Raw genomic sequence first — 13,066 nt, 5'->3', positions numbered from 1 at the left:
TTGGCATCACATCCTTATCCATCATATATGGACTCATTATATCATTTATTGTAGATGCTTATTAAAGAAGCGAAGGGATTTCTCATTAACTTGCTTATGAACCTCTTGCGGATCACCTTGTGGCGCTAAAAGTAGTGGTGCATAAAGCGGTAGATCAGAGAAGCTAATATGTGAAGTATGCTCAAACACCTCGGATTCGGCACCAGCTGCTAGCATAAGCTCCCTACGCTTTTCTATTTCTTCCCTGTTTGTTCGATGCCATTCTTTCGTATGTCCTGACAGTTCCATGACTTCCTCTTCACTATATTCATCCAGGGTTTGATAAAATGATTCTGAATCAAGCGATGAGTCTGCAGCCATAAGCATAAGCGGTTTGTCAAGCTCGACCGGGAAATCTTCCATTCCAAAAATTCCCCCATCCATATTAATAGCTGCCTTCACTCTGTCATCGTTCAATAACATATAAATTGCAGTAGAACCACCATAAGAATGACCTATCATACCAATTCGGTCCAAGTCCATTGCATTATTAAACCGCTCACTTTGATTTAATATCTTTAGTTGATCAATCACAAATTTACTATTAGATGCCCATCGATCCATATGTGGATCCAGTTCAGAAGCTCCAGCTCCAACTAAATTTAGGTATTGATTCTCCATAACTTTCCCATCCGGAAAAACAGTCGCTGCTGCATAATTAGGCTGATCAACCGCAATGACAATGTAACCATGACTCGCTAACTCTTCTACTTGAAACGTATTCTGATTTCGTATTCCGCCCAATCCATGAGAAAATAACAACACTGGATAAGATGCTTGTGTCGAGGAAATATCAGCGTCTAAGTAGGCATGAGTCTGAATTCCACCTAAATGACGTAATGCAAAATCAGGAAAACCTACCATAGCGGATAGGCCAGCCGTTACTTCGGGGCCATCTAGAATATATGTTGCCCTTTGCTGATTATTTATTGGTTCTGCTGGATACCAAGCTTGAACCATCAACTCATTATCCTCTTCTTGTAAGTGCAATACACTTGTCCCCACCTCTTCTTCTCCTGTCGGCTTAGCAAAAGTAAACACAGGTAACAAGGATGGAAGTACAAATGATATCACGCTATACAATAACGCTAACCCGACGGATAGAACCTGTTTCCATCTTTTGGACTTACGAGTTGCCTTTCTATTCTGATAAATCATACACAAAAGGGTCAACACAGGCATACAGTAAGCCGGAATCATTTGCCACCTTGCGCTTAGCACCACTTGAATGATGGTTAGCAAGGAAATGATAGAAAAGAGTCCCACCTTTTTTTTGGTTATAGATCTAGTTACTAACGCCCACCAAAGCATACCTACATTCAAAACTAACACGACGATTTCAAAACTATTCATCTCAAGCTCATCCTTTCCATTTCTTGTAGAGATAGTGTAGCAAGGAGAACTTTCTCATTTATTAAGCAAATCTTACTTATTTCTTAAGAATGGCAGGTTTGTGGACAAGTAGCACAGTGATAAAGTGAGACTTGTAGAGAAGAGTTGTAGACGAAGCATATAAGGAAGCCGGTAAATTTTCTGTACCTGATTGTTTGCTAGTCTCTAATTACTTAATGCGAAATTTGATAATGGCCCAAACTATAAAAAAACAGGAGAAACATTTGTTGCGTTTCTCCTGCTTTTTTTCCTTTTATTCAATAGATACCCATGATTTGGTTTCTGCTGATTGCTCTACTGCTTCCAAGACAATCTGGTTCTTCACACCGTCATCAAAGTTGGGAACGGGTTGATAATCTTCCGCAATACCACGTAAAAATTCATCAATTAAATGGATAAACGTGTGTTCATATCCAATAATATGCCCTGGAGGCCAATATGCTCCAACATATGGATGAACTTCTTCGGTACAATTGATCAACCGAAAGCCTTGGGTCCCTTCTTCATCATCGGCAAAATAGACTTCTAAATTATTCATGTTTTCCATATCCCAACGGATCGAGCCTTTTTCACCGTTGATTTCGAATTTGTTTTTGTTGCGGTTTCCGCCAGCAAATCGAGTTGCTTCAAACGTACCTAATGCGCCATTTTCAAAACGTGCAAGAAAGGCAGTGGCATCATCAACGGTTACTTCACCCATTTCATTTGCATCACCTTTGGCATTAAGTCCGCCTGTCATCTCACCGACCGGACGTTGTTTAATGAATGTTTTCATAATTCCAGTAACTTCCGCGAATTCGCCAATCAAGAAGCGAGCAAGGTCAATACTATGAGCACCGATATCGCCTAACGCACCAGATCCGGATACTTCTTTTTTCAGCCTCCATACCAATGGAAAATTCGGATCCATAATAAAGTCTTGTAAATAGTTGGCTCGATAATGATAGACTCGGCCTATTTTACCGTCTTCCATTAATTTTTTGGCATATTGAACAGCTGGTGCAAAGCGATAATTATGGCAAATCATATGTTTTACACTATTTTCTTTAACCGCTTGAAGCATTTCTTTTGCTTCCTCTACAGTTAGTGCTAGTGGTTTTTCGGTAATAATATGTTTCCCTGCTTTGGCTGCAGCAATCGCAATTTCAGCATGGGTATGGTTCGGTGTTACGATATCGATCACATCAATATCGTCTCGATCGATTACCTTCTTCCAATCTGTTTCATAGCTTTCCCATCCCATTTTCTCTTGAGCTTCTTTGACCGCTTCCACATTCCTACCAGCAATCACTTTTAACTCCGGTACTAGCGGATTATCAAAGTAAAAGGGAAGATCACGATAAGCATGGCTATGTGCTTTACCCATAAACTGATAACCAATCATCCCGATTCTTACTTTTTGATTTACGCCCACCACATTTCACCAACCTTTTCTTTAATTAAAGCATTTTTCAGAACTGCTACTGCTTTTTGGAATCCTTCCTCAACAGACATTAAACTGTCTTCATGCTCAATACTTACTGCTCCTTGATAGCCTACTAATTGTAGAGCACTAATCATTCTTTTCCATTCTTCCTCACCATGACCATAACCAACAGTACGGAAAATCCAAGAACGATTTAGCTCGTCACTATATGGTTTTGTGTCTAACACACCATTTGCTGCTGTGTTTTGTGGATCAACCGCGGTATCTTTCGCATGGAAGTGGAACAACGCATCATGCTCTCCAAGCTCTTTAATGTTAGCGACAGGGTCCATCTGCTGCCAGTACAAATGACTAGGGTCAAAGTTGACACCGATATTTTTCCCACATGCATCACGAAGCTTCAAAGCGGTTTCATTATTAAACACGACAAATCCCGGATGAGGCTCAATGGCGATACGGACATTGTGTTCTGCGGCAAAGTCATTTTGCTCTTTCCAGTAAGGAATGACTTTTTCTTGCCATTGCCATTCTAATACTTCTGGATGATCTTCTGGCCAAGCGGCCGTCACCCATACTGGATATTGAGAATACTCGGATTCCCCTGGGCATCCGGAAAAGGTAACTACCGTGTCGACACCGATCTTCTCGGCTAATAACACTGTCTCTTCAAACTGTTGATGGTGCTGACCGGAGATATTTTGATTAGGATGTAATGGATTACCGTGACAACTAAGTGCACTAATTTCGATATTTCTTTCAGTAAAAGCTTGCTGAAATGCCGCTAATTTTGCTTCATCCGCTAAAAGCTCTGTCGGATTACAATGGGCATTCCCCGGATATCCTCCTGTTCCTATTTCAACAGCTTCCAAACCTGCGTCCTTTACCTGATCAAGCGCTTCTTCTAACGATTTATCACCAAACAAAACAGCAAATACACCTAACTTCATTCCATTCACCTCATTTAGAATTTTTTTTAACCGGACAAAAGCCCGATAGATAACTATTGCAAACTAATGAAAATTTGTGTCTCGGCGCTAACGTATGTTGTGCGGACATTTAGTGCGTTATTTATCAGAATAATTGTCTATTTTCGGTGTTGGCGGACATTTAATTCCTTATTTGGTACCTTTCGTTAAAAATTAGCATAAAATTCGATGAATAGCGGAATAGATGTCCGCAGATAGCCTAAAAACGCCATTTTTGTCACAGATAGCGGAACAAATGTCCTCGTTCTGTCCAGGTCCACGTTTTTTGCAATGTTTACCTTTTACATGCTTATTTTTTGTTGAAAAATGTTTCATCAATGCCTATTGGTAATGGTTCGGGTTGTTTACAACTGCTTGTTAATACATAATGTTTATTGTCCCGTGATGCGTCATGAACCCCGTGCATAATATCGAGTACATGAAATGCTAGCTGTCCGTCTGTTCTAGATGTTCGCTTATTCTCAATGGCATCAACCATATCTGCGACACCCAATCCACGGCTATTATCACTAAAACCATGTGTCAGAGGTACTTCTGACCATTCTTTATGCTCTTTTCTTCTTACATAAACAGGGCCACCAAAATTATTCGGATCCGGGACAGAAATCGTACCTTCCGTACCGTAAATTTCAATTTTCGGAAGCTGATGGTGCCAAGTATCAAAGCTTGTAATAATAGAAGCAACTGCTCCAGATTCAAAATCAAGTACACCGTTAATCTGAGTCGGAACTTCTACTTGAATTTTTTTACCGTAATTCGGTTCACTTGTGATCATTCTTTCCTTATAAGTCATTTGAGCAGATCCAGTAATACGGGATACCGGTCCCATCAAATTGATAAGAGCCGTTAAATAGTATGGTCCCATATCAAACATTGGTCCTCCACCTTCCTGATAATAGAAGGTAGCGTCTGGATGCCAGCTTTCATGACCCGGAATCATCATAAATGCTGTGCCAGAGATTGGCTTTCCAATCCAACCATCATCGATCAATTTACGAGACGTTTGAATACCAGCACCTAAAAAGGTATCTGGGGCATTACCGATATATAATCCTTTCTCCTGTGCCACTTCTAACATCCGCTTACCGTCTTCTCGGCTAACTGCTAACGGCTTTTCACCATAAACATGCTTGCCATTTTCTAATGCTTGAATCGCTATTTCTGCATGAACTGCTGGAATTGTTAAATTAATAACTAACTCAATATCTGGATCCGCTATCAATTCTTCTGTTGTATAAGCCTTAGTAATACCGAATTCCTGGGCACGTTCCTCTGCACGTTCTTTTACAATATCTGCAACTGCTTCGATCTCGTAATTGCCAAACCTTGCTGCGTTCTGTAAATAAATACGACTGATATTCCCGCAACCTATAATTCCAACCTTCATGTTGACTCCCCCTTTATCTGCTTGCCCAAGTCATTCCGTTTCTCATTAATTTCATTACTTCTGGCATACGGACAATTTCAGCTACATGACCTAACCCACAGTAATACACTTTGCCTTCTCCCCATTTTTTCGTCCAGACCACCGGCATATCTACTTCACCATTGGTCTGGTAAGGTCCTTCTGCTACTGGAAAGCGCGTTGTTGCATGCACTTTCACAGCAGGGTCAACATGCATATAATATTGTTCCGATACAACGGTAAAATCCTCCATCCCTTCTGTTAACGGGTGATCTGGATCTACAATATGTACTTGATAGGAAACCCCGTCATTACCCGGATGTGCTACCCATTGGCCACCGACCATAAATTGATAGTCTACTTCCCAGCGGAATGAATCTCCCATACCACCATGTAAACCGGCTAAACCTGTACCTTGAGCCACTGCGTCTAATAGAGGTTGCAGTTGTTCTTTTTCGATTGTACCTTGTGTCCAGTTCGGAACAATTAAGTCATACTGGGTTAAATCATCTTCCTGTAATGTCGTTAAGGTATCCGTTATGTTAACTTCGAACCCTTCTTCCTCGAGAATTCCGCCTAATATATCTGCTACTTCTTTTGGTTCATGACCTTCCCAGCCACCTTGAAAAATGAGTGCTTTCTTCATGACTATCCCTCCATTAGTAATCTTTTATAGTGAAAATAATCGAAATCTGCATGTTTGCGCTGACCACTTAAATCTTGTGCGGCCACTCCAACAAATGTTCCCGTAAAACGAATGTATTCTGCGTCATCATCGGAAAGATGCCCAATATCTATTTGTTCTCCGATCGTTTGCCAGTTTCCTTCTTTTGTCGTGTAAAAGAATTGTAAAAGGTGGCGATGAATCTCTGCTTTTAAATATATTTCCGTATTTTCTGGTAATGCGACATCTTTGTCGAGCAGTTCATCATACTCACCATACTTCGTTTCGATGATACCTAAACATTTACCATGCTCCTCATGCTCTGTTACTCGTAAATAGACATGATCATTGGTATCATAGTAAATCATTAATCCTGCCATTTGTTGAAAATGATCTGGATGGAAGTCAATTTTGGTTTCGACCTCTACATCGAAATGTTTCAACCTTCTCATCAACATACTTTGTCGATGGAACGAACTTACTGATTCTTCACCAAACAAACGTAAATAACTAGGTCTGTCTGTTAAGTTAAACCAATCTCCATCAAAGGTCCGTCTCAATGCATTCCAATATTTTAGGAGCTTGTTATCATTAAAATCATCGTAGTCTGGTAGTTTTTCCACTTCAAATTCTGGTAGATTAGGAGCTTCGACTGTAGTGCTCGGATTTGGTCCATCTACAACTCTAATCCAGCCATCATCTGTCCAATAGCATTTCTGTATCGCTGTTTCTCTCCCTAATATGCACTTGTCGTCTATAACAGGACGTCCACATAAATGGGCAATATACCAATCACCATTTTGTGTCTCTACAAAACAACCATGCCCCGCTTTCTGGAGTTGATTGTCTTGCGATTTATCAGAAGTTAGAATCGGATTCGTTGGATCCACTTCATATGGACCATCAATTGATTTGGAACGTGCTACTGTTGCTGCATGGGTATACCATGTCCCGCCTTCAGCAGTTAACAAATAATAGTAGCCATTTCGTTTATATAAATGAGGGGCCTCTGTTAATCCTAGTTCCGTACCTCTGAAAATATTCTTAATTGGGCCTATTAATTTTTGTTCAGCAGGTGAATACTCCTGTAAGGCAATACCTGCAAAAGAATTCGTTCCTTTGCGATGATCCCAAATCATATTGACGAGCCACTTCCTACCATCTTCATCATGAAAAAGGGAAGGATCAAATCCACTACTGTTAAGATAAACAGGCTCCGACCATGGCCCTTCGATATTCTCGGCTGTTACTAAATAATTATGGGTGTCTTTAAATGCACCTTGTCTGCTTTTGACATCCGTGTAGATTAAGTAAAAAACACCATAGGAATAAGATAAGCACGGTGCCCAAACGCCACCTGAATTAACATTACCTAACATATTTAACTGTGATTCTCTTGTTAACGGATAACCTGTTAACTCCCAATTTACTAGGTCTTTAGAGTGATAGATTTGTACACCTGGAAACCACTCAAAGGTGGAAACGGCAATATAATAATCATCTCCCACTCTTACAATTGATGGATCAGGATGATAGCCAGGTAACACCGGATTTGTTATCGTTTTCATTTTTGCCTCCTTAGCCTTTCACAGAACCTGCTGCAAGTCCTGTTACTATTTTCTCCTGTGCTATAAAGTATACCAATAAAAGGGGTAAACTTCCAAGTGTAAGGGCTGCCATAATACCAGGAATGTTGACAGAAAACTCACCGTAAAATTCCCGCAAACCAATTGGGAGTGTAGCATTTTGAGTAGAGTTTGTTAACACTAACGCAAAAATAAATTCATTCCAGATGTGGATAAAATTATAGATTGCAACTGTCGCCACAGCTGGTGTCAACAAAGGGAAAATAATACTCCAAAACAGTCGCAAATGACTACAACCATCCATTTTAGCCGATTCTTCGAGTTCCTTTGGAATATCTCTCATAAATTGTGTAAAAATTACAATGGAAATTGGCAGTGCAAACGCAATATAGGGTCCGATCAAGCCAAACAGGGAATCGTATAATCCCATTTTGTTCGTTAAGATAAAAATCGGTACAAGTGTCGTATGAATCGGGATCATCATCCCCACCATAAACAAAATAAATATCGGCCGATTCAAACGGAATTTCAACCTTGCTAATGGGTAACTGGCCATCGCTGCAATGAGAATCACAATAATAACGGAAACAACCGAAACAACTAAACTATTAGCAAAATATCCAAAAAACTGCAGTTCCGCTAACAGTTTGTAATTATCTAACGAAAAACTTTCAGGAAAAGACCATGGTGAAGTCATAAACTCCATTTGACCTTTAAACGATGTTAAAAACATGATTAAAAAAGGAAGCCCTGTTACAATGAATAAAAAGAGCGCCAATAAATATAATGGAATACCTTTTATCGCTTTCAACATTATCCATTCCCCCTTGTTGATCTATCACCTAATAAAATAAAAACTGTTACAATGAAGGCAATGATAAACATCGAGAAGGAGATACTACTACCATAACCCATATTAAAATTCGTAAAGGTTTGCTTATACATATAAGTTGCCATTAACTCCGTTGAATTGTTTGGTCCTCCACCTGTCATAACATAAATCAGGTCAAAGTATTTTAATGAACCTATGACAGATAAAATCGCAGAAGTGATGATAATCGGTTTTAATAAGGGCAATGTAATACTTTTAAACCTTTGCCATCCGCTCGCACCATCAATATCCGCTGCTTCATACAATTCTTCTGGTATACCAACCATTGTTGCTCTAAAAAGAATCATATAAAATGGAGCAAACTGCCAACATACAGTTGCAATAACTGCCCAAATAGCAGTACTCTCTTTACCAATCCATGCCGTTTGCAAGGATTCTAAGCCGATTCCTTCTAAAATGGCATTTAACAAACCATAGTTACCTTCGTAAATAAAGATGAACAAGATACCAATCGCAACTGTTGACATTAAAAATGGCATAAAATATACCGAGCGGAATAATCTCATACCTTTAATTGGGCTAAAAAGTAAAAGCGCCATGATTAAACCAACCGGCAACTGCGTTAATAGCGAAGCAATAACTAACAAGAAGTTATTTTGAATGGAGGTCCAAAATACATCGTCCTGAAATAACTGTATATAATTATCTAATCCTACAAAAACCATATTAGCATCGATACCTGTCCAGTCAAACGTGCTATAATAGAATGTCATAAATATTGAGTAAATGACATAGACACCATAAATAATAAATGCTGGTGCAATAAAACCGATAATCACCCATGTATCCTTGTTCTTCTTCTTTTTGCGAACATGTACTGTATCTAGACTAATTTCTTGCAATCTACTCATATCATCACCACCTGGTTTTAATAATTAGAGAACTACATTAAAACCGTGGTTAATGTAGTTCTCCATATAACTATTCTTTTAATACCTCTTTTGCCGTTGCTTCCACTTCAGCCATTGCCTGTTCTGGTTCCATTGACAAACCAAATAAAGCTTGGGTGGTATCTAGATGTACCTGTGCTAATTCTGGCGGCAATGTTTGATCATAATAGGTTTGCATTGCTTGTGAACTTTCTAATACTTCACTCATTTCTTTGATATAAGGATCTTCATACTCCACACCATTCACAGCTGAAATAGACCCTGCGTTATTAGACATATCTGTTGCAGTTTCAAGACTTGCTAGTTCATTGACCAATTCAGCAGCTAATTCAGAATGTTCAGTCTGTTGCGCTACAGAAAAAACAGGGGATACACCACCTACTACATGGTTTTTCTCACCATCTCCGCCTTCAATGGAAGGGAATAAGAAAAACCCTAATTTATCTTCAAACTCCGGCATTTCATCACGTACATTATTCACTAACCAACCACCCATTGTCATCATTGCTGCACTTTCTGTGTAAAGCATTTGGCGAGATTGTCCAGTATCATAGTTCATCCCATTTACACCTTCCGGAAATGCACCCATTTCTACTAATTCTTGAACTTTTTTTCCTGCTTCTACATATGCCGTATCATCAAAATTACGTCCTGTGCGTTCAAATGCTTCATTAAATAGCTCCGGTCCACCAATTCGCTCCGCTAGATACATTAAATAGAAAGAACCTGTCCATTTCGTTTGATTTGCCAAGGCGAATGGTGTTATATCATTATCCGTTAATGTTTCAACAATTTCTAATAAGTCATTATATGTCTCTGGTTCTTCTAACCCATATTCTTCAAATATGTCTTTATTGTAGAAAACTGGTACGACATCCATACTCACCGGTGCTCCGTAAACCTTACCATCAAAAGTTGAAACTGACAAAGCAGCTTCGTTATAGAGACTTTCATCAACTGAATCCGTAATATTCATCACTTGATCAGAATCTACGAACTGTTTCAGCCAACCACCTCCCCAAGAATGGAAAACATCCGGTGGATTACCTCCCCCCATCGCTACACTTAACTGGGATTTATATGGATCATTTTCTTGTTGGGAAACATCTACTGAAACATTTGGATTATTTTTTTCGAAACGTTCAACCGCTTCTTCAATAGATTCTTTGGAAGGACCCGTTTCAATATGCCATAAAGTTAATGTTGTCTGATCTCCGTCACTCTCCGCATTCTCACTGCTATTTTCTTTATCCGTCTCTCCTGTAGCATCATCTGCTGTGCCTTCTGTATTGGTTGAATCAGATGGACCACAACCAGCAACAACTAAAAGTATTAGAATCAGCATGAACCAACAAATTTTCTTATTGAACATAAATACAACCCCTTCCTTTTTGTCAACGCTTACATTTTAGGGTTAAACCTTTATCAAAACCTCCTTTTTTTACATTTTTATCATGAATAAGTTTATTTAATTAATAAACTTATTAACTAAAACTGTATTATTATAAAACCTTGTTTTTTATTATAAAACGATTAAATTTATGGTCATTATAACTAGTGATTTTTTGTTTGTCAACAAATTATTGTAATCGTTATGAATCTGACGTAGTTTTATAATATAAAACTACTTTTTATATTATTGACATAAGTCTTTAATCCTTCTATACTTAAATTAACGTTTTTGAAAACGCTTCAAAAGGAGAGATGTTTTGTTATGGGCAAAATAAATCAGTTAATGGATCACCCTGAAGATATTTATGATATTAAAACCGTTTCAAGAGGACCGATCGGCAAATTACCTCTAACTGATCACATGCTGAGAAAATCTCCAAGTGGAAATTTATTTGGACTCTCACAAAATGTAGGTATGGGATGGAGTCCAAATAGGTTAGATGGGAAACAAGTATTATTGTTAAGTACACAAGGTGGTTTAAAGGATGCAAACGGTAATCCATTAGCTTTAGGATATCATACAGGTCATTGGGAGGTAGACATTTTAATGAAAGAAGCAGCCAATGAAGTCAGTCAACATGCAGGTATCCCTTTCGCTGCATATGTTAGTGACCCATGTGATGGAAGATCCCAAGGAACAGCGGGAATGTTCGATTCCTTTCCTTATCGTAATGATGCCGCCATGGTTTACCGCCGCTTAATCCGTTCGTTACCAACTCGAGATGCCGTTCTTGGTATAGCTACATGTGATAAAGGTCTGCCAGCCATGACCATTGCTTTAGCATCGATGCAAGATCTGCCTACGGTTGTTATTCCAGGCGGTGTCACGTTACCACCGCTATATGGTGAAGATGCTGGGAAAGTACAAACTATAGGCGCAAGATATGCTAATGATGAATTATCATTAGAAGAAGCTGCTGAATTAGGCTGTATGGCTTGTGCGACTCCAGGTGGCGGATGTCAGTTCCTTGGAACAGCCGCTACAGCACAAGTAATTGCCGAAGCATTAGGTATGACAGTTCCTCATGCTGCACTAGCACCGTCTGGACAGAAAGTATGGAAAGAGATGGCTCGTCAATCAGCAAGATCCCTTATTGCGATGGAAGACGAACAACTGACAACAAAAAATATCGTGACAGATGATGCCATTCATAATGCAATGGTGGTACACGCTGCTTTTGGTGGATCTACCAATCTATTACTACATATCCCCGCAATTGCCCATGCAGCAAAATGTAAAACACCAGCATTGGAAGATTGGCACCGCATTAACAAAGAAACTCCTCGTCTTGTGAGTGTATTACCAAATGGTCCAACACCACATCCTACCATTCGCGCCTTTCTTGCAGGAGGGGTTCCTGAAGTCATGTTACACCTTCGTCATCTAGGTTTGTTACGTGAACATGTTATGACGGTTACTGGTCATACACTGCAGGAAAATTTGGATTGGTGAGAACAATCTGAACGCCGACAAAGAATGAAAGAAAAGTTAAAAGAAGCTGACCAAATTGATGCGGATGAAGTCATTATGTCAAAAGAAAAAGCAATACAACGCGGATTAACCTCTACTGTCACCTTCCCTACCGGCAACATTGCACCTGAGGGAGCCGTTATTAAATCTACGTCTATTGACTCATCAAGATTAGATGAACATCAAGTATATTACCATAAAGGCGAAGCAAAAGTTTTTACTAGTGAGGCAAGTGCTATCGAAGCAATCAAGACACAACAAATTGAAAAAGACGATATCATGGTCCTTACCGGTTGCGGTCCATTAGGTACAGGTATGGAAGAAACATATCAGGTTACCTCTGCGTTAAAACACTTATCTTATGGTAAGTATGTCACTTTAATTACCGATGCTCGTTTTTCGGGTGTATCAACAGGCGCTTGTATAGGGCATGTCGGTCCAGAAGGGTTGGCAGACGGTCCTATCGGCAAATTACAAGATGGTGACTTAATAGAAGTTCGAATCGATGCCAAAAATCTTGAAGGATCAATTAACTTTATCGGCAGCTCAGAACAAGAGGTTTCTCCTGTAGAAGGTGCTGACATCCTTGCTTCTAGAGAAAGGAATGCTGATATTAAACCATCGGACAAATTACCTGATGATACCCGTCTTTGGGCTGCTTTACAGAAAGTGAGCGGCGGAACTTGGAAAGGTAGTGTCTATGATGTCGATCGGATTATTGAGGTGTTGGAGGCTGGGGAGAAAGTGTTAGAAAAAGAGAAAGAAGTTCACACCAGTCACTAGGCAGACGCACTCTCACCACACATAAGAAAAGCGCAGAGTGCCCGTTTAAAACAAGAGCGGCTGGATCGAAGCAATTGAAA

9 protein-coding genes and 1 pseudogene are annotated in these 13,066 nt (G+C 39.5%); 1 reads left to right on the top strand and 9 read right to left on the bottom strand.

The annotated features are described in order from the left end of the window. Nucleotides 1-45: 45 nt before the first annotated feature. From J5J03_RS17435 to J5J03_RS17395, 9 genes are all read right to left on the bottom strand, one after another. Nucleotides 46-1,392, bottom strand: a complete 1,347-nt coding sequence (locus tag J5J03_RS17435) for an alpha/beta hydrolase family protein (RefSeq protein WP_208591257.1) — start codon at nucleotides 1,390-1,392, stop codon at nucleotides 46-48. A 292-nt stretch (nucleotides 1,393-1,684) separates the two neighbouring features. Beyond that, nucleotides 1,685-2,815 (bottom strand): Gfo/Idh/MocA family protein, encoded by a 1,131-nt coding sequence (locus tag J5J03_RS17430; protein ID WP_231710814.1) that lies wholly within the window; start codon nucleotides 2,813-2,815, stop codon nucleotides 1,685-1,687. A gap of 20 nt (nucleotides 2,816-2,835) precedes the next feature. Continuing rightward, complete coding sequence (locus J5J03_RS17425) at nucleotides 2,836-3,804, bottom strand: sugar phosphate isomerase/epimerase family protein (protein ID WP_208591255.1); 969 nt, start codon at nucleotides 3,802-3,804, stop codon at nucleotides 2,836-2,838. A gap of 328 nt (nucleotides 3,805-4,132) precedes the next feature. Continuing rightward, a complete protein-coding gene (locus tag J5J03_RS17420) occupies nucleotides 4,133-5,230 on the bottom strand; it encodes a Gfo/Idh/MocA family protein (protein ID WP_208591253.1) in 1,098 nt (365 codons plus the stop codon). 13 nt (nucleotides 5,231-5,243) lie between these two features. Continuing rightward, nucleotides 5,244-5,894 (bottom strand): ThuA domain-containing protein, encoded by a 651-nt coding sequence (locus J5J03_RS17415; RefSeq protein ID WP_208591250.1) that lies wholly within the window; start codon nucleotides 5,892-5,894, stop codon nucleotides 5,244-5,246. A 2-nt stretch (nucleotides 5,895-5,896) separates the two neighbouring features. Then, a complete protein-coding gene (locus tag J5J03_RS17410; RefSeq protein WP_208591249.1) occupies nucleotides 5,897-7,480 on the bottom strand; it encodes a glycoside hydrolase family 43 protein in 1,584 nt (527 codons plus the stop codon). A 10-nt stretch (nucleotides 7,481-7,490) separates the two neighbouring features. Beyond that, complete coding sequence (locus J5J03_RS17405) at nucleotides 7,491-8,312, bottom strand: carbohydrate ABC transporter permease (protein ID WP_208591248.1); 822 nt, start codon at nucleotides 8,310-8,312, stop codon at nucleotides 7,491-7,493. Then, nucleotides 8,312-9,241, bottom strand: coding sequence for a carbohydrate ABC transporter permease (locus J5J03_RS17400; RefSeq protein ID WP_208591246.1), 930 nt, complete (start codon nucleotides 9,239-9,241; stop codon nucleotides 8,312-8,314). Before J5J03_RS17400 ends, J5J03_RS17405 begins: the two co-directional genes overlap by 1 nt. A 70-nt stretch (nucleotides 9,242-9,311) precedes the next feature. Further along, entirely contained in the window at nucleotides 9,312-10,652 is a 1,341-nt protein-coding gene (locus J5J03_RS17395) for an extracellular solute-binding protein (RefSeq protein WP_208591244.1), read from the bottom strand. Nucleotides 10,653-10,994: 342 nt separating this feature from the next. Here J5J03_RS17395 and J5J03_RS17390 point away from each other — a divergent pair. Then, nucleotides 10,995-12,986: pseudogene (locus tag J5J03_RS17390) on the top strand (YjhG/YagF family D-xylonate dehydratase). Nucleotides 12,987-13,066: the final 80 nt, after the last annotated feature.

It is taken from the genome of Gracilibacillus suaedae (assembly GCF_017599345.1).
GTDB lineage: Bacteria > Bacillota > Bacilli > Bacillales > Amphibacillaceae > Gracilibacillus > Gracilibacillus suaedae.
This window is presented reverse-complemented; position numbering and strand designations above follow the sequence as displayed.